This window comes from Pseudarthrobacter albicanus, from assembly GCF_018224015.1.
GTDB lineage: Bacteria > Actinomycetota > Actinomycetes > Actinomycetales > Micrococcaceae > Arthrobacter > Arthrobacter albicanus.
In genome coordinates this window covers 1-20,073 of the sequence record NZ_JAGPOT010000072.1, presented here as the reverse complement: position 1 = coordinate 20,073, position 20,073 = coordinate 1, and the positions used below count along the sequence as shown (strand labels likewise).

Here is a 20,073-nt window from a genome sequence, read left to right as displayed (position 1 = left end):
CTCCTCAATGGGGTGCGGGGTCCGGGCTGTGGTGCCGGGTGCGGGAACAGGCCGAAACTGCCCGCGGGCAGGCCCGCTCACCACGTCAGGTCTTGTGCCTTGATCTCGTAGTGGCCGTCACGCTGCGTGAAGGTCGCCTGGTACCCCCGCTTGACGCCGTTGACGACCATCTGGCAGTCGGTATGGGTGGCTATCTTGATATCCGGAAAGTTCTTGCACTCCACTGAGGATATGGTGGTCCCGGCATCCTTAGGCTTGGCCCGGGCCATGATCCTGTCCGCGAGGACCTTGCCGCTGGTCTGCGGGTCAAAGGTCACCGCCGACGGCGGGGCGGATGCGGTGACGGTGACCGTCGCGGTCGGGGTGGGGCTGGGGCTGTCGGTGGTCGAGGCGCATCCTGTCAGCAACAGGATCCCGCCGAGACAGACTGCAAGACTGGATTTCATGAAGCACCTCCGTGCGCTGGTCCCGGTATCCCTGTCAGGAATGGTGCGCTCCCGAGCTTGGGGAAACCTTTACAGTCGGCAGAACGGAGAAACACCTTGATGCGCAGGTCCGGGCTATTGGGTTGCGGCCGCTCCGGGGGTAGCTTGTCCCCATGGTCAGGGAAGAAGCCACGGTCACCGTCAACAGTCCGCAGGGCGCCCGGGAACTGCGGCTATCGAGTCCCGGCAGGGTGCTCTGGCCCAAGCTGGGCGTGAGCAAACTGGACCTTGCCCGCTACATCGTCGACGTCGGGGACGCCTTCCTGGCGGCGAACGGCGACCGGCCGGTGACGCTGCAGAGGTTCTCGGACACCGTCGACGGCGAACAGTTCTTCTCAAAGAATCCGCCCAAGGGCGCCCCGGACTTCGTCCGCTCGGTGACCGTCGTCTACCCGAGCGGACGCTCGCATCCCCAGCTGGTCATGGACGAGGTCGCGGCCGCCGTGTGGGCGGTGCAGATGAACACCGTGGTGTTCCACCCGTGGGCGTCCAGGGCCGGTAACCCGGACAACCCCGACCAGCTCCGGATCGACCTTGACCCGCAGCCCGGCACCGGGTTCGCGGAGGCCGTCCCCGCCGCCCTGGAGCTGCGGTCCGTCCTCGCCGAGGCCGGCCTGACCGCCTATATCAAGACCTCCGGAAGCCGCGGGCTGCACGTTTTTGCCCCCATTGAGGCCACCCGCGAGTTCCTTGAGGTGCGGCACGCCGTGATCGCGGCGGCACGCGAACTGGAACGGCGGATGCCCGAAAAGGTCACCACGGCCTGGTGGAAGGAGGAACGCGGAACCCGGGTCTTTGTCGACTTCAACCAGGCGAACCGCGACCGCACCATCGCGGGGGCCTACAGCCCCCGCGCCCTGCCGAACGCCACCGTCTCCTGCCCGATCGGCTGGGACGAGCTGGCGGGAGCCAACCCCGATGATTTCACCGTTCTCACCGTGCCGGCGCGGCTCAAGGACACCGGTGATCCCTGGGCGGCGATGCATTCCAGCGCGGGCACCATCGATGCACTCCTCGGATGGTGGGAGCGGGACCTCGCGGCAGGGCTGGGAGAGCTTCCCTTCCCGCCGGACTTCCCGAAGATGCCGGGCGAACCGTCCCGGGTGCAGCCCAGCCGGGCACGCAGCAAGGACTAGCGGACGCCCTGCCGGCTACACCCCGGGCAGCCGCTGCCGTTGAACCAGCAGACGGCGGCATTCACAGGGATTACCAAGGGACTATGGGGGCAATCCCGATCCGCGCGTGGAATGGTTCCAGTACTGGGGATGCCCGTCCCAGCGGATCGGGCGGATCGGGCGATCGGCGGATCGGGCGAGGGAAGGCTGGAAATGATGAGCCGGAATGTCGCAGTAACTCTGAACAGGAAGCCCGCGGCACGTGCCACGTGGCTGATTCTTGCCGCGGTCCTCACACTGGTGGCCACGGCGTGCGATTCGACACCGCCCGGCGGTGGCCCCTCGCCTGGCACAGGCTCCGCAACGCAGACGCCCGGCCCCGGCCCGGCGACGGCAGCGCCGAGTTCCCGCAATCCCGACGGCGGCGCTTCTGCCGGAGCGGAGTCTCCGGGTTCAACGCAGGGGTCCGGGAAGCCGGGGCATGTGTTCGTGATCAACCTCGAGAACAAGGGCTACGAGAGGGTCTGGGGTGCCGGATCCGCGGCCCCGTACCTGTCAGAGACGCTGCGCGCCAAGGGGGTGCTGCTCTCCGAGTATTACGGGATCGCGCATAACTCGAACCCCAACTATCTGGCCCAGATTTCGGGGCAGGCGTCGAATCCGATGACCCGCAGCGACTGCCCGAGGTATGCCCTGTTCGAGCAGACCGGGGCCACTTCCCCCGGCCAGGTCCAGGGTACCGGCTGCGTTTATCCGTCCTCGGTTCCCACCGTCGCCGGTCAGCTCAGCGCGGCTGGTAAAACCTGGAAAGGCTACATGGAGGACATGCAGACCCCCTGCCAGCATCCGGAGCCGGGTGCCAAGGATGATCATCAGGGCGCCCAAGTGGGGGACCAGTACGCCACCCGCCACAATCCCTTCGTCTATTTTGCGGCGATCACCTCGTCCCCGGAATGCCACAGCAACGTTGTTGATCTCACCGCGCTCGCCGGTGATCTGCAGTCCACCGGGACCACGCCGAACCTGTCCTACATCACGCCCAATTTGTGCAACGACGGCCACGACAGTCCGTGCGTCGACGGAAGCCCGGGCGGTCTGGAAAGCGCCGATGCCTGGCTCCGGCAGCAGGTTCCGGCCATCCTTGACTCCCCGGCCTTCAGGCAGGACGGCATGCTGGTCATCACGTTCGACGAGGCTGAAGGCAATAAGACCGGGCCCTCCGGGATGGTGCCCGGCGGCACAGCCGGGGGCAGGATCGGTGCCCTGGTGATCTCGCCCTTTACCCAGGGGGGATCGTCTTCGGACAAGCCGTACAACCATTTCAGTCTGCTGGCCAGCATCGAGGACATCTTCTCGCTGCCCCGGCTCGGCTACGCCGGGGCGCCGGGATTGAACAGCTTCGGCGCGGACGTCTTCAACGCCCGGTCCCGGTAGGGCCACGCAGTACCCGCTAAGCCTTGACGGCGCGGACGACCCCGCGCACAGCGAACCCCAGGGCGCACGCCAGCGGGACCAGCCCGGCCAGGACCGCCACGGTATTGGGCCGGAACACCACATGGCCGTCCTTGCCCGGCCCATAGACGCCCAGCGGAAGCACGCAGCCGCCGCCTCCTCCTCCGCCGGCAGCAGCCTCACCGCCGCTGCCGTCGTCAGGACTGGAGCCGCCACCGAAGCCAAAGGTCACCAACGCCACCGGGATGATCTCTTCACCGGCGATCTGCACGGCGGCGCCGTAAGCCCTGGACACTCCCACGTTTTTGAACGCCTCCACGAGGGACGCAAATTCCTCAGCCATAGCCATCACGATAGACATCCGGCGCAGGGAGCGCCAGAGCCGTCACAGCCTCGAACGGACCGCGGCTTCCACAGCGGCCGAAGAATCTGTCGGACTTGGACCCTGTCGGAAGCACGTGTTGGCCAATAGCACGTGTTGGCCAATAGATTGGAGCAAGGGAAGCGTCGGGCGCTTCCTGCCCTGTCTGCGGTGCCGGAAGAGAGGCAATGAATATGACGAAAACCACGGGGGCGGCATCTCGGCTGGCCGAAGCGCTGGCGGTCGTCCTGGGAACCCAGGAGATCCCGCTGCGGCTGCGTGCCTGGGACGGTTCTGAAGCCGGCCCCGCCGACGCCCCGAAGATCGAGTTCCGCTCCCGGCGGGCGCTGCGCCGGATCCTTTGGTCGCCGGGGCAACTCGGGCTGAGCCGCGCCTACGTGGCCGGGGAGATCGATGCTCCCGGGGACATCTTCGCGGCCTTCGCGGCCCTGAGTTCCGCCGGCAAGTTCGCCGAGCCCGGCCCCTTCCGGCCGCTCACGGCGCGTGAGCTTCGGACCCTGCTCACCACCGCCGTCCGGCTGGGCGCCCTCGGGCCCAACCCGGCACCTCCGCCGGAGGAAGCCCGCGTCGCCCGTCACGGCCGGCGCCATTCCAAAGGCCGGGACGCCGCGGCAATCTCACACCACTACGACGTCGGCAATGACTTCTACGCGATCGTCCTCGGCCCCTCGATGGTCTATTCCTGTGCGGTCTGGGAAGACGAAAACACCGGACTGGAGGCCGCCCAGGAGGCCAAGCTCGATCTGGTCTGCCGCAAGCTGGGCCTCAAGCCGGGCATGCGCGTCCTGGACGTCGGCTGCGGCTGGGGCAGCTTCGCCCTGCACGCCGCACAGAACTATGGGGTCGACGTCGTGGGCGTCACGCTTTCCACCGAACAGGCGGCGGTGGCCCGCAAGCGGGCGGCCGACGCCGGGCTGACGGACCGCGTGGAGATCCGGGTGCAGGACTACCGCGACGTCGACGACGGACCGTTCGATGCGATCAGCTCCATCGGCATGTCCGAGCACGTGGGCCGCGAGCAGATCAACCGGTACGTCTCCCAACTGCACGGGCTGCTGCGTCCCGGCGGCCGGCTGCTGAACCACGCGATCTCCTGGAACGCCGGACCCACGGCCCCGGACCCTGACTCGTTCATTCCCCGCTACGTGTTTCCGGACGGCGAGATGCTCAGCCTCGCCGAGATGGTCGGCGCCCTCGAATCCGGCGGCCTGGAAGTGCTCGACGTCGAAGCCTTGCGCAGGCACTATGCACTGACCCTCCGGGCCTGGGTGCGTAACCTGGAGGATCACTGGGATGAAGCGGCGGCGGCGTCCGGCGGCGGGCGGGCCAGGGTGTGGCGGCTCTACATGGCCGCCAGCGCGCTGGGCTTCGAGACCGGACTGACGGGCGTGAACCAGGTTCTCGTGCAACGCCCAGGCGGCAGCGAGCCGCCGCTGCGCCGCACCGCCTGGTTCTGAGGCCGATGCGTGGAACGCCCGGGACTGGGACACCTTCGCGAGCAGGCACAAGGAGGACACCGTGGTGAGCTGGCCCGGCGGACAGCCACCCACCCATGGCGTCGCCGCCCACCGGAAAGTCCTTCGAGGTGGACTTCTGCACCGTCGCCCGCCAGGGCGGGCGGTTCGGCCACGGCAAGCCGTCGGCGTCGTCAAATAGCGGGCCCTCCCGGGGCCGGGGATGCATCCGGCCGTCCGGCTTCCTGGAACTTGCGGATCAGGACGTGTTCGGCCGCCGTGGCCTGCCGTTCGGCCGAGCGGGCCAGCTGGATCCGCCAGACCAGCGGCGTGCGGATGGTCCACAGGCCCGGCACGCCGTCGTCCTGCAGCGCGGACTCCTGCAGTTCGGACTCCTGCAGTGCGGACTCCGGCAGGAAGGCGACGCCGAGGTCCTGCCTGACCAGCTCAAGGGCCATGCCGAAGGAAACGACCTCGGCCTGGACCGTCCGGTTCAGCCCGGCCGCGGTGAAGGCGCCGTCCACGGTGGAACGGTTGCCCCAGCCTTCGGGAAAATCAATGAAGCGCTCATCAGCGATCTCTGAAAGGACGACGCGTTTCCGTTTTGCCAAGCGGTGATGGTCTGAGCAGACGAAGGCGATTTCCTCTGCATGCAGCGCGTGCAGTTCAATCCCTGCCGCGGCCTCCCCGGATACGGACACCAGCGCCAGGTCAAGCGCGCCGGAGCGCACATCCGCCAGGCTGCTGCGCGTTCCCTGCACGGTCTGCCGGAGCTTGACGACGATGTCCGGGTAGTCCCGGCGGACCGCCTGCAGGATCTTGAGCACGTCAATGGAGCCCGCGTGGGCGAGCGTGCCCAGGGCCACCGTCCCCCGCACCGTCCCGCGGACGGCGTCGACGGCGTCCCGCGCCGCCTGGATGTCCGCCAGGATCCGGTGCGCCCGCGGAAGCAGCGCCTCGCCGGCCGGCGCGAGCCGGATGGTCCGTCCGTGGCGGACGAAAAGCTCGGCCCCCAGTTCGCGTTCCAGCTGCCGGATTCCGGCCGAGACGGCGGACTGCACGATGTGGACGCGCTCGGCGCCCCTGGTGAAACTGAGAGCCTCCGCAACCGCCACGAAGTATTCAATCTGGGAAATCTGCATCAAAGTATTATCGCCGATGGCGATGAATTCGACCGTGAATGAACGTTGGACGCGATTTCGGGAGGGTCCGATACTGGAGGAATGATTAACACTTCAACGGCCGCCGCCCCTGCGGCCACAGCGACAAAGCAAGCACACCAACGCCGGCACGGGCGCGGATTCTGGATCGTCACCTTCGTCTTCATGATCACCATGGCCTTCGCAGCCGCCCCCGCCCCGCTGTATGTCCTGTACCAGCAGAGGGAAGGGTTCAGCGCGTTCACCATCACGGTCATCTTCGCCGCGTACGCCGTCGGGGTGGTGGCCAGCCTGTTCCTGGCAGGCCATATTTCGGACCGGTTCGGCCGCCGCCGGATCATCGCCCCTGCCGTCCTGCTGAACGTCCTTTCAGCGCTGATCTTCATGGTCTGGCCCGATCTGCCGGGCCTGCTGCTGGCGCGGTTCATCTGCGGGCTCGGCATCGGGATGCTCACGGCCACGGCCACGGCGCATATGACCGAACTCAACAGCGAAGCGCGCCCCGGCACGGGCTCCCGGCGCGCGGAGGTCATCTCCACCGCCGCCAACATCGGGGGCCTTGGCCTCGGGCCGCTCCTGACCGGATTCCTGGCCGAATACGGGCCCCTGCCGCTGTACACCCCGTATGTCGCCTTCGCGCTCCTGCTGCTGATCGGGCTGCTGCTCGTGGTGACAGTCCCCGAAACCCTCAAGAACGTCGACGAATCGTGGGTCTACCGGCCCCAGCGGGTCGTGGTTCCCCGGGCTGCGCGCGGACAGTATGCGGCGGCGGCCATGATGGCCTTCGTGGGGTTCGCCATGTTCGGGTTCTTCACCTCACTGGCCCCGTCCTTTGTCGCCGGGCAGCTGGGGAACAAATCCCACGTGGTGGCGGGTGCCGTGGCCTTCGTGGTCTTCGCCTCCTCGGCGGCTTTCCAGGTTCTCTCCTCACGCTGGGCGCGCACCGCGCAGTTCGCCGTCGGGCTGGCACTGCTGGCTGCCGGCCTCGTCCTCGTCACCGTGGCCATCATCCTGTCCTCCCTTCCGCTGCTGATCGCCGGCGGAATTGTTGCCGGGGCGGGCGTCGGCGTCACGTTTAAATCCGCGATCGGAACCGTGATCACAATTGCGGCTGCGGACACCCGTGGAGAGGCGCTGGCCGGGCTCTTCCTCGTCGGGTATATCGGCATGGCGCTGCCCGTCGTACTGTTGGGGCTGATCATGCAGACCATCCCGCTGGTCCCGGCCGTCGTGATGTTCGGCGGCGTCATGATGGTACTGATAGCCATCACGACGCTGACGCTGGTCCGGACCTACGGCCGGGGCGCTTCCCGGCCGGAAGGCACACCGCTTCCCTGAACCAGGCGAATCAAAGGAGAACACACCATGGCTGAATGGCAGGACGCTCTTCCCGGATGGGCCGCCGGATGGCTCGCCGTCCAGGGCCGGACGTCGGCGGTCGAGGGGAACGGCGTCGTGGCCGTACAGGACGTGGAATCCCAGGCAGAATACATCCTCGCGTGGCCGGGAACCGGCGTCGACCACGTGGCCGCAATGGTCCTCAAGCAACCCGGTGCCGTCCTGACGCTGGCAACCACCGAGCCCGGGCAGGCGCGGGAGTATGCCGGGGCCCGCGGCCTGGCCGTCGTCGGAGAGGCAGCCCTGCTCGCCGCCCGGACGGATGATCTGGACACCGTGCCGGCATTGCCCGAGGATGCCCAGCTCGCCGAGGCGCCCCTGGAGCTGTACGACGTTGTCGAGATTTCGGTCTTCGACCATCCGGTCGCCAGCGGCCGGATCAGTATCCAGGAGGGCCTGGCCGTGATCGGGGGAGTCCGCACGCAGAGTCCGGACGACGCCGATCACCTGGGGGCAGCGGTTGTGGCTGCGCTCGCCGACGAGGCGGGCGTGCACGGCGCCGGCACCCTTTACGCAGTCGTGGACCCGCAGGGCGTGGCTGGCTACACGGCCTCGGGGTGGACACCCACGGCCGTCCTCCTCAGCTTCGGTGCCCCGTCATGAAGGCCGCGACCGCGCCCGCCAGTGATGCCCCCACCTCTTCGGCGCTGCGCTTCAGGCCCGCGACCTCAAAGGTGTGTCCGCCGCCCTGGCGCCACTCAAGCGTCGCGGACGGGCCAATCGTGGCCACCACGCCCTCAAGCAGTTCGGGGGTGGCGAACGGATCGCGAGTGCCCTGCAGGAAGAGCATCGGCAGCGTCAGGCCGTAGAGGTGCTCATCGCGGAGCTTTTCCGGCTTGCCCGGCGGATGGAGAGGGTAGCCGAGGTAGACCAGCCCGGCCGCGGGCATGCCCTCGGCCACGGCCATCGAGGCCATGCGCCCGCCGAAGGACTTGCCGGCGGCCCACAGCGGCTCGCCGTTGGAGCGGGAGGCGGCCTCCTCCATGGCAGCCCGCCAGGCCGCGATCGCGGCCGGTGGCCGGTCCGGGAACTTCCTGCCCGCCTCGCGGTACGGAAAGTTGAAGCGGAGCGTCGCGACGGACTCCTCGTTCAGGGCCCGGGTGAAACCGGACAGGAACGGATGTTCCATCCCCGAACCTGCTCCGTGGGCGACGACGAGGGTGGCGAAGGGGTTGTCGGGTCGGGCATAGACGCCGGAGATCCGGGTACCGCCGACGGCGATGGTGATGGGGGATTCGGGAACGGGCATGAGTCCATGATGCCGGGTGACCCACTCGTCGTCGGGACATTGCCACGACGACGGCACGGTGGGAACCGGGACGGCCGTCCCCGGCGGCACTAGGCTGTCCTCATGAGCAATACCGAAGTCGCCCCCCGGGAAATTCTCTGCGAGGCCGCCGGCAGTTCAGCCGGCGTGGAAATACTGGTCCCACGGCAGGTCCCGCTGGGCGGCCCCCGGGCGATGGATGTGCGGCGCACCCTTCCGCAGCGCCAGCGCAGCCTGATCGGCGCCTGGTGCTTCCTGGACCATTACGGCCCGGACCGCGTGGGCGATTCCGGCGGAATGCAGGTCCCCCGCCATCCGCACACCGGCCTGCAGACGGTCAGCTGGCTGTTCACCGGGGAGATCGAGCATCAGGATTCCGCCGGTTTCCATGCTGCGGTGCGGCCCGGCGAAGTCAACCTGATGACGGCAGGCCGCGGAATCAGCCATTCCGAATTCTCCACTCCGGACACCGATGTCCTCCATGGTGCCCAGCTGTGGATTGCGCTGCCGGAGCGTGCCCGCCACATGGAACCCGCCTTCGAGCACTACCGCCCGGAAGCGCTCACAGGAGAGGGCTGGACGATGCGGGTCTTTCTGGGCTCCCTCGCCGGTTCCACCTCGCCTGTCACCACCCACACCGCCCTGCTCGGCGCGGAGATCATCCAGGCGCCGGGGACGGAGCTGACCCTCGACACCGAGCCGTCCTTTGAACACGGCGTGCTGGTGGACACGGGAACCCTGGTCCTGGACGGACAGTCCGTCGCCAAGGACCACCTCGCGTTCCTGCCCGCCGGGCGGCCTTCCCTGACGCTGACAGCCGGCAGCGAACAGCTGCGCGTACTCCTGATCGGCGGGGAGCCCCTGGGCGAACAAATCGTCATGTGGTGGAATTTCGTCGGCAGGACCCACGAAGAAATCGTCGGATACCGGGCCCAATGGCAGGCCGAGATCGGCGCTGAAGGCCCTCCCGACCCCGTCAGCCGGGGCCCACGGTTCGGCACCTTCCCCGCCGGCGGCCCGGGACCGCTGCCGGCCCCGGCACTCCCGAACGCCCGCCTGCGCCCCCGGCACTGAACCCCGGCCACTGAACCCCGGCCACGGAACGCCTGCCCGGAGAGATTCGAGACAACCTTGACCACGATCAGCATCCGCAACAACCCCGAGCGCAGCCGCTTCGAAGTGCTCGACGGCGACACCGTCATCGGCCGGGCGGCCTATGTCGACGACGAAGATTCCCGGCGGATTTTCTACCCACACGGTCATCGACAAAGAGCACGGCGGGCAGGGACTTGCCGGCCGGCTGGCGGCCCGGGCGCTTGATGAGACGGTGGCCGCCGGCCTCGTGAGCGTCCCGGTCTGCCCGTGCAACAGGAGCTATCTGGGAAGGCACAGCCAGTACGCGGCGAATATCAAAACGCCCACCCCGGCCATTCTGGAATTTCTGGACAGCGCGCTGGCGGCGCGCGCCCGGCGTTGACGAACGCCTGCCCCGGCGCGGCAGCAGTTGATGAATGCGGCGCCACGTGGCCTGGAGGTCAGCCGTCGTGTTCGGCGGCCGCGAGGAACCGCTCGACGCGCCGGTCCGGAATGAGCCAGATGGCGGCAACCCCGCAGTAGACCACGAGCCCCAGGACCGGATTCACGAGGCTGAGCCCCATGCCCAGGACATAGAGGATGGGGGATCCCTTTCCCTTCCAGTCCCGGCCCATGGCCACGTCCAGGGGGCCGTTCCTTCCCTGCCGGCCGATCAGGGCCGACTTCAGGATGTAGAAGGCGATGGCGGCGAGGAGCAGATTCAGCCCGTAGACCAGGACGGGGATCTCCTCCAGGCCGGCGTTCAGCCAGCGCGTGGTGAAAGGGAACAGCGACAGCCAGAACAACAGATGCAGGTTTGCCCAGAGGACCCCGCCGTTGATCCTGCCGGCCAGGTGCAGCATATGGTGATGGTTGTTCCAATAGATCCCGACAAAGATGAAGCTCAGCAGGTAGCTGAAGAACGTCGGGAGTTCCTCGAGCAGCGCACGCCAGCTGGGCTCTGCGGGCACATGGAGCTCGAGCACCATGATGGTGATGATGATGGCCAGCACGCCGTCGCTGAATGCCTCCAGCCGGTTCTTGTTCATGGGAAAGGCCTTCATCGTGGAAATTTGCTCGAGTCTACGCCGTGGGCAGAGGTGCGGCTACCCGCCGGCCCAGGACTCTCCGCTGCCCGCCCGCCTCTAGGCATGCATTCTGAACGGTGCTACATTCCGACCATCTTCACTGGGTAAAGCACGCAGATTCGGGACTCGGATGCATGCTGGTCGAAAGGCATCGCCATGAGTGAGCGCTTCGAAGGAAAACCGGTTTCCCTGTGGGTCGCCACCGCCGGGGCCACCGGTTATCCCCCGCTCGCCGGCGGGATTGAGGTCGACACGGCGGTGATTGGCGGCGGCATTGCGGGCCTGACCGCAGCGCTCGCCCTTAAACGGGCCGGCCACAGCGTCGCAGTGCTTGAGGCGGCGCGCGTCGGCACCGGAGTCACCGGGCACACCACCGGCAAGGTCACGTCCCTGCACCGTCTGGCGTACACCGCGCTGGCTGCCCGCCATGGTCAGGACACTGCCCGCGGCTACGGCCACGCGAACCAGGCCGCCGTCGAACACATCGCGCGCGTCGTGGCCGAGGAGGGAATCGACTGCGATTTCCGCCGTGTGGCCAACTACACCTACGCCGAAACCGACGAGGCCCTTGCCCTGGTCCGGGACGAAGCGGCCCTGGCCGCCAGGCTCGGCCTTCCCTCCGTCTTCACAACGGACGTGCCGCTGCCCTTTGCGGTCAAGGGCGCCGTCCGCTTCGATGACCAGGCACAGCTCCACGCCGTGAAGTACCTGCAGGGCCTCGCCCGCGCGGTCGACGGCGCGGGCAGCTTTGTGTTCGAGGAGTCCCGGGCTGTGGCACTCCGCGACGGCCCGCCGGTCATCGTCGAGACCGAGCGGGGCTCGGTCCGGGCGCGTGATGCCATCGTGGCCACGAATGTGCCGTTCGGCGACGGCGGATTTTTCGACCGGCGGTCCGTCCTGCACCGTTCCTATCTCGTCGCCAGCCGCGCCGGCTCCGCGCCGCTGGAAGGAACGTATATCAGCGTCGACGAGCCGATGCGCTCGATCCTGGCGATCGAGGTCGACGGCGCCGCTTACGTGCTGGCCGGCGGCGAAGGGCACCCGGCGGAGGAGACCGTCGACTCCGCCGGGCGCTACCGCCGGCTCGCGGCGTTTTCCCGTGACCGGCTGGGCGCCGGCGAATCCGTCTTCCGCTGGTCCACGCAGGACGGCATCCCCGTTGACGGGCTGCCCTTCGTGGGGCGCATGCCGCCGTCGGCCGCCCACATCCATGTGATCACCGGCCTGCGGAAATGGGGCCTGAGCAACGGCACCGCCGGTGCCCTGATCCTCGCCGACGCCCTGTGCGGCCGGGAAAACCCATGGGCGCGCTTGTTCGACAGCCTCCGTGCCAGCCCGGTCAGCACCGCGGCACCCTCCGTGGAGCGGAGCTTCGCGAGGGCGGTAAACGCCATGCCCGCCCCGGGCGAGGGGGCCGTCGTCGAACTGGACGGAGAAAAGGTTGCAGTCTATGCCGAGCGGGCCGGGCGCCTCCGGGCCTACTCGGCTATTTGCACGCATCTGGGCTGCACCGTCGAGTTCAACGCTGCCGACGTGACGTGGGACTGCCCCTGCCACGGCTCCCGGTTTTCCACCGACGGCGCCGTCATCCAGGGCCCCGCCACCAGAAACCTGGCGCCCAGGCCCTCACCTGTCCGCGAGCGCTGAAGCCGGGCACCTGCCGGCCGGCAGGCTCACATTCGGGCGGCTTCGGCGGCGCCCGGCCCTGCGGCGACACCCGACGGGGGCCTTCGGCGGAGGCGCTCCAGCTCGACGACGTCCCGGCCGAACGACGCGACGAGCAACACGAGGGCCAGGCCGGCCGCCACCGCGCCAAGAGCGGGCGGGACCCCGGGGGCCAGGGCGAACAACAACGCTGAGGGCTGGACGGCCCCGATGACCTTGCGGGCACTACTGGGTGGCAGGGGTTCCCTCAGGGACGGCCTGAACCAGCCGCCGGCGAGAAACGCGTAGTACATCAGCCCGGTGCAGAGGGTCCAGGGTCCGAACGCCGCGGCCGCTGCACACGAGAGCACCAACACGAGCGCGCCGTCGGTATCCGTATCCAGGCGTGAACCTGCGGCAGACGCGGTGCCCGTGGACCGGGCCACGCGGCCGTCCACGGCGTCGAGCAAAAGTGCAGTTGTGCCGAGAAGGACGAGGAGCACACCGGGACCGGACCCTGCGAAGAGGTCGGCCACGACTACCGTGGCGCAACACGCTGTCAGTACGGCCCTGAGCAGCGTGACGCGGTCCGCGGGGGTGGACAGCCGAGGGTTGCGTCGAAGAATGGAGGCGGCCGCTCGGCCGGCCACGGCGGCGCCGGCGGCAAGCGCCAAGGCACGCGGGCCGACGTCGGGAATGGTCAGGTCCGAGATCCAGATTCCGGGCACAAAAAACGCTGCCATTGCCGCTGCCACGTCGGCCACGGCACGATGCTCCGCTGTCCTTGGCATGAACCACCCCGCCCACATGCTAGCAGGATCCGCGGCTGCCGCCCCGGCAACGCCGCATGACCGGCGAAGACGCGCCGAACCCCCGGGAGGGGAAATCCGGGAGAACAGTCAGGTGATACGCCGGACCGGACGCCGGGCGCCGGCCCGGGCGAACCCAATGCCGGCGAGAATTGCCCCGGCGGCTTCCGCCACAGCGCTGAGGGACTTTTCGAAGAACCAGACCGGATCATACATGGCCGGGAACGGACCGAACGCGGGGATGTTCACATAGCGGTAGAGGACCACCGCCGCGAAGGCGCTCACGGCAACGATGAAGGCTGCCGCATAGGCCGCCCTGCTTCCCCGCACGAGGACATACAGCGCAACCAGGACGGCGGCCGCGGACTCGAGCAGGAAGAGGTTGCCCTGCCCGATCCCGGCGGAGTTCCCGGCCTGATAGCCGGGCGCGAGATGGACGTGGACGCCGGCATCGATGAACAGGGCTACAGCAGTGAACACCCGCAGGGCCACGTCATTTCCCCGCACGCCCACGGCACCGCCGGAGTGGCTTCGCACGCTCACTTGACCGTCAGCGTCCCGTGCATGTTCGGGTGGTAGGTGCAGTGGAACGCATAGGTCCCAGGCTTTGACGGAGCCGTAAGGGTGGCCGTTCCGCCGCTGCCCTTGACCTCCACGTCAAACGCCGAGCCCTGGTCCGCCGTCACGGTATGCTCCGCGGTGTCCATGTTGGTCACCATCACCGTCGCGCCCGGGGACACGGTGATCGGATCCCCGAAGGCGAAGTCCTTGATGGAGATGGCCGCGGCGGATGCCATGACGCTTCCCGTCCCCGGGGAGGATGTCATGGCGGAGGAAGATTCCGCCGGCATGCTGGCGGTCGCGGTCGCCGTCGGGGCCGGCGCCGACGGCGTGGCGGTTGATCCGCCGCCGGAGGCGCATCCGGCCGTCCCTGCCAATACGAGGGCCAGCAGGAGTGCGGCCCGTACCTTTCCATTGTTCACGGCGTACCATCCTCGGCGCTGGGAATGAGCAATCATGGAGAGTTTACTCCTTCATTCTCCGCCCGGCGCGGGGAAATAGCACCGGTAAATCCTTTCCTGGGGCGGCGTGCTGGGGTCCGCGGGCAGAAGTGAGTCGACGACGGTGGCGGCCGTGTCGAGCGCCGCGATCCCGTGGGCGCCCGGCCAATCGCCGCAGGATTCGCCGTCGCTGCCGACCAGATCGACCCGGTGCGGGTTGGCGACCGCGCCATCCGCCAGCAGGTGGTTCGGCCACGGTCTGAAGATCTGCATGTGAACCACCAGATCGAGCGGCACCACCCCCGGCTGCATCACGATGGCCACGCGATGGCCGGGGCCTTTGCGACCGATCGGCCGACTACAGCGCGGACTACGACTGGTTCGCGGTGTGGCAGGCGCCGAACGCCGAACTCGCGGGCGCCTTCCTGCAGGGCGTCGAGCGTTCCGGTTGGTACACCTGGTTCGAGCAGGTCAACGTGCTCGGCGCACTCCGCCCCGTCGACGCCATCGCCGCCGAACACCTCGCTCTGAAGGGGGAGGACGTGCGCTGATGACGGCCGTTGTGCCCACGGCGTTCGAAGACCTGCCGGAGGCCATCGGTTCCTGGCCGCAGGCCGCCGCGACGGTTGCCGCCGTCGAATTCGTCACCGAGGCGGAGCTACTTCTACAGCCGCAGCAGCGGCGTCGCGCAGGTCTGGTCGCCGGCGGGCACTATGACGACGAGGTGCTATTCCTCGGAACGGTGCTGCACGAAATCGGACGCACCGACGCTGGCCACCGACCCAACCGTTTCGAGGTCGACGGCGCCAACCGGGCCGTCGCCTACCGGAGTTCATCGGCGCGGAGTTCATCGGCCCGGAGTTCATCGACCGCGGGCCGACCGCCTAACTGAGGCAGTCAGCGCAATACGCGTGGCCGTCCTTTTCGCGGGCGAGCTGGGAACGGTGCCGGACCAGGAAACATGAGTAGCAGGTGAACTCATCTTCCTGCCGCGGGATGACCGTTACGGTCAGTTCTTCGCCGGAGAGGTCAGCGCCCGGCAGTTCCACGCCCTCCGAGGTGTCGGCCTCGTCGAGCTCACGGGCCACGCTGCGGGCGTCCGGCGCGTTCGCGGAGCGGAGGGCCTCCAAGGAGGCGTTGCGGGATTCCGCGACGTCGGATCGGACTTCGTCATAATCGGTTGCCACCTGGTGATACTCTTTTCCGTTGTTCTGGCGTTCCGGGATTGAACGGTACAGCATCAATCCCTTAATTTGCCGGGTACCGGAGGCCACAGCGGAGTGACCCTCACGACAGTCTGCGCATACCTCCGTAACCCGGGGCACCCGGGATCGTTCGTTGTTGGTCACCTCGATGACATTCCCCGTTAATTGCAGTGGCCTAGCCTGTTGCCTTAGGCACAACAGGCGGAAGGGATTCATGATGGCCGATATCACCGCGGTACTGGGACGGCTGACCCCCAGCGAACTGGATGAACTCCGCGCCCTCGGGCCTCAAGGACACCTGAGCAGGCAGCTCACCGACGCATTGGACCGGGCGGCCGGGGGCCCTGGCCTGGGCCGGGGCTACTACGTTCCAAGCGGAAGCGTCAGCGCCACGGGCGGGCCGCACGTTGTCCTGCGCAGCGATGTGTCCGGCTGGCTGTTCGGGCCAGTTCCGCAGGTACCGTAGGACGGCCAGCCGGGGGCCCCGGGCCGTCACAGCAGGTCCCGCAGACTCCAAGGGATCCCTTGAGGACTTTCGTCCCGGTGTGGAAGCCACGGATAAAACCTAAGCTGGTTCCGGACGCGCCATACTGTCCCAAAGGGAGGAGTCCGGCATTGAGGATCCTGATGGTGGAGGATGAAAAAATCCTGGCCGCTACGGTCCGCCGTGGGCTGAACAATGAAGGGTTCGTCGTGGATGTCGCGCATGACGGCGTCCGCGGCCTTTGGGCCGCGACGGACAACTCCTATGACGTGATCCTGCTGGACCTGATGCTGCCACTCAAGAACGGCTATGACGTCCTGAAGGAACTGCGGCAGCGCAAGATCTGGACACCGGTTCTGATGCTCACGGCGAAGGACGGCGAATACGACCAGACCGATGCCTTTGACCTGGGCGCCGATGATTACTTGACCAAACCCTTCAGCTTCCTGGTCCTCGTGGCCCGCATCCGGGCCCTGATCCGCAGGGGAGCTCCCGAGCGGCCCGTCGTGCTGACCCTCGGGACCTTGACTCTGGACCCCGTTAACCGCAGCGTCTGCCGCGGCGATACAGGCATCAGCCTCACGGCCCGGGAATACGGGCTCCTGCAATACCTGATGCGCCGGCACGACCAGATCGTCTCCAAGACGGAGATCCTCAGCAACGTCTGGGACCCTGCCTTTGACGGCGGAGACAACGTCGTGGAGGTTTATGTCGGCTACCTGCGCCGCAAGATCGATCTCCCTTTCGACCTCCACACGCTGACGACGGTGCGCGGCATGGGATATCTGCTCAGCGCCGACCGGATCCCTGCTGCCGCGGCCGGCGGGCATCCCGGGGGGTGAGCGGGGCAGCGGCGGCCTCGTCCGGAGCGGGAAACGCCATTTCGAAGCGGCACTCGCCCGCCGGCCCTTCCGTGGCCCGGATGGAGCCTTGATGCGCAGCCATGATCCCGGCCGCAATGGCCAGGCCGAGTCCGCTGCCGCCGCCTTCCCGGGAGCGGCTCCCGTCGAGCCGGACGAATCGTTCAAAAATCCTTTCCCGATCCGCCTCCGGCACCGGCCCGCCGTCGTTGTCAACCGTGACGACGACCCCCTCCGGGGCGGTCCTAAGATTGATCGTGATCCTTGAGTCGGCGTGCCGGTCGGCGTTGTCCAGAACGTTGCGCAGCACCTGCGTCAGACGGCGGGCGTCTCCCGTGATCCGGGCGGGGGTGAGCTCGGCCGTGATCCGGTGGGCGCTCGTTGAGCGCAGGCGGCGGATCTCCTGGTCCATGACGTCGTCGAGATCCACGTCCGCATCCTCGAGCCTGAACCCGCCGTCGTTTGCCTTCGCGAGGGTCAGCAGATCCTCCACCAGGTAGCCCATGCGGGCGGTTTCGCCCGCCAGAACATCCTTCAGCTCGATCCACATCGCCCCGGAAGGATCCGCCGAAGCGATCTCCACCCCCGCCCTCAGGGTTGCGAGCGGGCTGCGCAGCTCATGGCTGGCGTCCGAGACGAACCGGCGCTGTTCCCGGTCCGAGACCTGGAGGCGGTCCAGCATCGTGTTCATGGTCAACGCGAGGGCATGGATTTCGTCATTGGTGGGCGGGACATCGACGCGTCCGTCCAGGCGCTCGGCGTTGATCCGGGCGACCTGCCCCCGGATCCTTTCGACCGGGCGGAGGGACCGCCCCACCAGCAGCCACACGGAGACCGCAACCACCGCCAGCAGCAGCGGAGTGGCCCCCAGCATGAACCACGCCACCGTGGAGATGGTGTCCGACCGGACCTGCACGGTGGAGGCGACGATCACCGTGTAGTCGCCTTCCCCGACCCGCACACCGGTGGTGACGATGTAGAAATTGTCGTTATCACCGACGCCCGGAAGACTTGAAACCTCCTGGGTCAAGGTCCGGCCGGGTCCGGGACGCTGGGCTGACAGGGGGGTGCTGGCGGCGCCGGGGTCCGAGCTGGCCACGATATACCCGGCGGGGTCCAGCAGTTGGACGAACTGGCCAGCATGCGCCGTGGCGGCGATGTAGTCGCTGGCGTCCGCGACGTCCCGATCTTCCAGTTCGGCAATCACGTCCTGGACCTTCTGCCCGGCGGCTGATTCCGTCGAGGCAATCAACGATGTCTGGAGCAGCACCAGCAAGATCACTCCGCCGACCAGCAACGCCAATGCCATGACGCCGACGGCGACCGCCGTCAGGCGCCTGCGCACGCCCCAGTGGGACACGCCGCTGCGGGAGGGGCCGGCGGCGCCTGAGGGGGGCTGTTCCATGTACCAACAATGGGCCACCTCCGGCCCCCCGACAACCACCATGTTCATAATTTCCGGGCCGCCGCCTGGTCCCGGCGTGGCGCCCCGCCCGGATCTTCCTGCCGGACAGGGCAGCCTCGGACCGGAGCGTTCGGATTCTCTCAGCGTGCTCTCAGCCGGATGAGCGAGAGTTGGGCACAGGATCCGGACACCCGCCAGTGGTCATCGCCAGGAGTAATCGGCAGGAGTAATCGGCAGGAGTATTCGGCAGGAGTCGCAGTCCCAAAGTTCCGGCCGCACGCTCTCCTCAACCAGCGTGCGGCCGGTACCATTTCGCCCGCCCACCACAACCGCGCGCTCAGCTCTCGCTAGGCTGGCCTCATGACCGACCTTGCCGACTTCGTACCGACCCTGCTCGGCGTCGGGCTCCTGATGGTCCTCACGGTGGCGGTCCTCTCGGCGTTCCGCGCACCGCACAGTGTCGCGCCGGCGCTCGCCATCCTCCGCGGAGCGGCGCAGCTGGCCGTCATCAGCGTGATTCTCGGCGGGGTGATCACCAGCCCGGCCTGGGTCTCCGTCGCACTGCTGGTCATGTTCAGCGTCGCCGCCGTGACGGCTTCACGCCGCCTCGGCTGGAGCTGGAACAGTCTGGGGGTGGTCGGCGGCTCAATGGCCCTGGGCATCACTGCGACCCTGGTGATCGTCTTCAGCACGGGCGCGATCGGGTTCACGCCCCGGTATGCCCTCGCGATCGGCGGGATCGTGGTCGGAAACTCGATGACGATCGCCACCCTGGCCGGCCGGCACTTCGCTGGGACCGTGATCGCGCGCTGGGAGGAGGTCGAAGCATGGCTGGCCCTCGGGGCCACGCGGCGGCAGTCCACGCTGGAACTGGCGCGACACGCCGTATATTCCGCCCTCATTCCGTCCACCGACCAGACGAAGACGACGGGGCTGGTCACCCTGCCGGGGGCGTTCGTCGGCGCGATCTTCGGGGGAGTCTCGCCCCTGGAGGCGGGGCGTTTCCAGATCGTCGTACTCGCCTCGATCATGGCGGCCGGGTCCATCACCGCGGTCACGCTGATCGGAATCCTGGCACCCGTCCGCGTGCGGCCGGCACCGCCCGGGTGAGAACGGAGCCGAAATGGCAACGCATCTCCCCGACCTTGAGGCTCGACGACGAACGGCAGCTTCCGGCGGCGGCGGTGGTTCCCCGCCCGGGCGTGCACGGCGGGCGCCTTCGAAGCCAAACGTTTCCGGCGAAGGGGCCAGCGCCGGTGGCGCGGGCGAGGGCGGCTTTCATGACCTGAAGTAGCGGTTTCGTCGTGGCACTTGGCGCGGGTCGAGGTGGGGCGGCGGGATGAACCAGGGGATGCCGGTGCGGACCTGGATGGTCCATTCTTCCTTGTGGACCAGGGCGTGGTGATGTGAGCAGAGGATCGTGCCGTTGTCGGTGCCGGTGGACCCGCCGCGGGACCAGTAGCTGATGTGGTGGGCCTCGCACCAGGGCGCGGGGATGGTGCAGCCGGGGAAGGCGCAGCCCCGGTCCCGGGCGGTGAGGGCCTTGCGGATGTGGGGCGGGAAGATCCGTGAGGTCCGGCCGATGTCCAGGATCCTGCCCTCGCCCCCGAGCAGGACCGGGATGATGTCCGCGTCGCAGGCGATCTTCCGGACCGAGGCGGCGGTGACGGGCCCGGTGAACAGCAGTGTCCCGGTGTTCAGTGTTCCGGTGTTCCCTGTTCCGGTGTGCGACGCCGTCCGGGCCGCCGCGTCGGTGTTCCCGAGCCTTTCGAGGAGGGCACGGTAGTCGA

The 20,073-nt window shown here is 68.0% G+C and carries 24 protein-coding genes and 1 pseudogene; 13 read left to right on the top strand and 12 right to left on the bottom strand.

Annotated features, from left to right (window positions below):
* Window positions 1-77: 77 nt before the first annotated feature.
* Window positions 78-446 (bottom strand): hypothetical protein, encoded by a 369-nt coding sequence (locus tag J9611_RS15335; protein WP_211881334.1) that lies wholly within the window; start codon window positions 444-446, stop codon window positions 78-80.
* Window positions 447-598: 152 nt separating this feature from the next.
* Between J9611_RS15335 and ligD the strand changes: the two genes are divergently transcribed.
* Window positions 599-1,621, top strand: coding sequence for a non-homologous end-joining DNA ligase (gene ligD / locus J9611_RS15330; RefSeq protein ID WP_211881332.1), 1,023 nt, complete (start codon window positions 599-601; stop codon window positions 1,619-1,621).
* 468 nt (window positions 1,622-2,089) lie between these two features.
* Window positions 2,090-3,034, top strand: coding sequence for an alkaline phosphatase family protein (locus J9611_RS15325; RefSeq protein ID WP_307857124.1), 945 nt, complete (start codon window positions 2,090-2,092; stop codon window positions 3,032-3,034).
* A 16-nt stretch (window positions 3,035-3,050) separates the two neighbouring features.
* Here J9611_RS15325 and J9611_RS15320 read toward each other — a convergent pair whose 3' ends face one another.
* The gene (locus tag J9611_RS15320) at window positions 3,051-3,395 is read right to left on the bottom strand and encodes a hypothetical protein (RefSeq protein ID WP_211881329.1); all 345 of its coding nucleotides are present in this window, start codon (window positions 3,393-3,395) and stop codon (window positions 3,051-3,053) included.
* A gap of 212 nt (window positions 3,396-3,607) precedes the next feature.
* On the opposite strand from J9611_RS15320, the gene J9611_RS15315 reads away from it, so the two are divergent.
* Complete coding sequence (locus J9611_RS15315; RefSeq protein ID WP_211881327.1) at window positions 3,608-4,891, top strand: SAM-dependent methyltransferase; 1,284 nt, start codon at window positions 3,608-3,610, stop codon at window positions 4,889-4,891.
* A 191-nt stretch (window positions 4,892-5,082) separates the two neighbouring features.
* Here the strand turns inward: J9611_RS15315 and J9611_RS15310 are convergent, their stop codons facing one another.
* A complete protein-coding gene (locus J9611_RS15310) occupies window positions 5,083-6,030 on the bottom strand; it encodes a LysR family transcriptional regulator (protein ID WP_211881325.1) in 948 nt (315 codons plus the stop codon).
* A gap of 81 nt (window positions 6,031-6,111) precedes the next feature.
* Between J9611_RS15310 and J9611_RS15305 the strand changes: the two genes are divergently transcribed.
* Window positions 6,112-7,386 (top strand): MFS transporter, encoded by a 1,275-nt coding sequence (locus J9611_RS15305; RefSeq protein WP_211881323.1) that lies wholly within the window; start codon window positions 6,112-6,114, stop codon window positions 7,384-7,386.
* 27 nt (window positions 7,387-7,413) lie between these two features.
* Window positions 7,414-8,049 (top strand): hypothetical protein, encoded by a 636-nt coding sequence (locus J9611_RS15300; RefSeq protein ID WP_211881321.1) that lies wholly within the window; start codon window positions 7,414-7,416, stop codon window positions 8,047-8,049.
* Here J9611_RS15300 and J9611_RS15295 read toward each other — a convergent pair.
* Window positions 8,027-8,695: an alpha/beta hydrolase family protein gene (locus J9611_RS15295; protein ID WP_211881319.1), complete on the bottom strand. Its 669-nt coding sequence runs from the start codon at window positions 8,693-8,695 to the stop codon at window positions 8,027-8,029. The genes J9611_RS15300 and J9611_RS15295 overlap by 23 nt on opposite strands.
* A gap of 102 nt (window positions 8,696-8,797) precedes the next feature.
* Between J9611_RS15295 and J9611_RS15290 the strand changes: the two genes are divergently transcribed.
* Together J9611_RS15290 and J9611_RS15285 are read left to right on the top strand one after the other, a co-directional pair.
* Window positions 8,798-9,787 (top strand): pirin family protein, encoded by a 990-nt coding sequence (locus J9611_RS15290; protein WP_211881317.1) that lies wholly within the window; start codon window positions 8,798-8,800, stop codon window positions 9,785-9,787.
* Window positions 9,788-9,929: 142 nt separating this feature from the next.
* The gene (locus tag J9611_RS15285; RefSeq protein ID WP_307857123.1) at window positions 9,930-10,190 is read left to right on the top strand and encodes a GNAT family N-acetyltransferase; all 261 of its coding nucleotides are present in this window, start codon (window positions 9,930-9,932) and stop codon (window positions 10,188-10,190) included.
* 58 nt (window positions 10,191-10,248) lie between these two features.
* On the opposite strand, the gene J9611_RS15280 is transcribed toward J9611_RS15285, so the two are convergent.
* Window positions 10,249-10,851, bottom strand: a complete 603-nt coding sequence (locus tag J9611_RS15280) for a TMEM175 family protein (RefSeq protein ID WP_246527878.1) — start codon at window positions 10,849-10,851, stop codon at window positions 10,249-10,251.
* Window positions 10,852-11,031: 180 nt separating this feature from the next.
* Here J9611_RS15280 and J9611_RS15275 point away from each other — a divergent pair, with 180 nt between their 5' ends.
* Entirely contained in the window at window positions 11,032-12,522 is a 1,491-nt protein-coding gene (locus J9611_RS15275; protein ID WP_211881315.1) for an FAD-dependent oxidoreductase, read from the top strand.
* Between the two features lie 26 nt (window positions 12,523-12,548).
* Here the strand turns inward: J9611_RS15275 and J9611_RS15270 are convergent, their stop codons facing one another.
* From J9611_RS15270 to J9611_RS15255, 4 genes are all read right to left on the bottom strand, one after another.
* Window positions 12,549-13,283 carry a CDP-alcohol phosphatidyltransferase family protein gene (locus J9611_RS15270; RefSeq protein ID WP_307857122.1) on the bottom strand — a complete coding sequence of 245 codons (735 nt, stop codon included), beginning with the start codon at window positions 13,281-13,283 and terminating at the stop codon, window positions 12,549-12,551.
* Between the two features lie 135 nt (window positions 13,284-13,418).
* Window positions 13,419-13,871, bottom strand: a complete 453-nt coding sequence (locus tag J9611_RS15265; RefSeq protein WP_307857121.1) for a hypothetical protein — start codon at window positions 13,869-13,871, stop codon at window positions 13,419-13,421.
* The gene (locus tag J9611_RS22565) at window positions 13,868-14,311 is read right to left on the bottom strand and encodes a cupredoxin domain-containing protein (protein ID WP_211881311.1); all 444 of its coding nucleotides are present in this window, start codon (window positions 14,309-14,311) and stop codon (window positions 13,868-13,870) included. Before J9611_RS22565 ends, J9611_RS15265 begins: the two co-directional genes overlap by 4 nt.
* A 51-nt stretch (window positions 14,312-14,362) precedes the next feature.
* On the bottom strand, window positions 14,363-14,653 hold the full coding sequence (locus J9611_RS15255) for a hypothetical protein (RefSeq protein WP_211881310.1): 291 nt from the start codon (window positions 14,651-14,653) through the stop codon (window positions 14,363-14,365).
* 23 nt (window positions 14,654-14,676) lie between these two features.
* On the opposite strand from J9611_RS15255, the pseudogene J9611_RS15250 reads away from it, so the two are divergent.
* A pseudogene (locus J9611_RS15250) lies at window positions 14,677-14,880 on the top strand (DUF6616 family protein); the annotation flags it as partial.
* Window positions 14,880-15,221 (top strand): hypothetical protein, encoded by a 342-nt coding sequence (locus J9611_RS15245; protein ID WP_211881306.1) that lies wholly within the window; start codon window positions 14,880-14,882, stop codon window positions 15,219-15,221. The pseudogene J9611_RS15250 and the gene J9611_RS15245, both read left to right, overlap by 1 nt.
* On the opposite strand, the gene J9611_RS15240 is transcribed toward J9611_RS15245, so the two are convergent.
* Window positions 15,214-15,516 (bottom strand): DUF4193 domain-containing protein, encoded by a 303-nt coding sequence (locus J9611_RS15240; protein ID WP_211881304.1) that lies wholly within the window; start codon window positions 15,514-15,516, stop codon window positions 15,214-15,216. The two genes, J9611_RS15245 and J9611_RS15240, sit on opposite strands and share 8 nt — an antisense overlap.
* A 232-nt stretch (window positions 15,517-15,748) precedes the next feature.
* Here J9611_RS15240 and J9611_RS15235 point away from each other — a divergent pair, with 232 nt between their 5' ends.
* Both J9611_RS15235 and J9611_RS15230 read left to right on the top strand, forming a co-directional pair.
* The gene (locus tag J9611_RS15235) at window positions 15,749-16,000 is read left to right on the top strand and encodes a hypothetical protein (RefSeq protein ID WP_246527876.1); all 252 of its coding nucleotides are present in this window, start codon (window positions 15,749-15,751) and stop codon (window positions 15,998-16,000) included.
* Window positions 16,001-16,149: 149 nt separating this feature from the next.
* Window positions 16,150-16,860, top strand: coding sequence for a response regulator transcription factor (locus J9611_RS15230; protein WP_211881302.1), 711 nt, complete (start codon window positions 16,150-16,152; stop codon window positions 16,858-16,860).
* On the opposite strand, the gene J9611_RS15225 is transcribed toward J9611_RS15230, so the two are convergent.
* Window positions 16,808-18,283 carry a sensor histidine kinase gene (locus J9611_RS15225; RefSeq protein WP_246527875.1) on the bottom strand — a complete coding sequence of 492 codons (1,476 nt, stop codon included), beginning with the start codon at window positions 18,281-18,283 and terminating at the stop codon, window positions 16,808-16,810. The two genes, J9611_RS15230 and J9611_RS15225, sit on opposite strands and share 53 nt — an antisense overlap.
* A 360-nt stretch (window positions 18,284-18,643) precedes the next feature.
* Here J9611_RS15225 and J9611_RS15220 point away from each other — a divergent pair, with 360 nt between their 5' ends.
* On the top strand, window positions 18,644-19,393 hold the full coding sequence (locus J9611_RS15220; RefSeq protein ID WP_211881301.1) for an ABC transporter permease: 750 nt from the start codon (window positions 18,644-18,646) through the stop codon (window positions 19,391-19,393).
* Window positions 19,394-19,561: 168 nt separating this feature from the next.
* Here J9611_RS15220 and J9611_RS15215 read toward each other — a convergent pair.
* Window positions 19,562-20,073 (bottom strand): HNH endonuclease signature motif containing protein (locus tag J9611_RS15215; protein WP_211881300.1); only part of this gene is annotated, 512 nt, incomplete at its 5' end.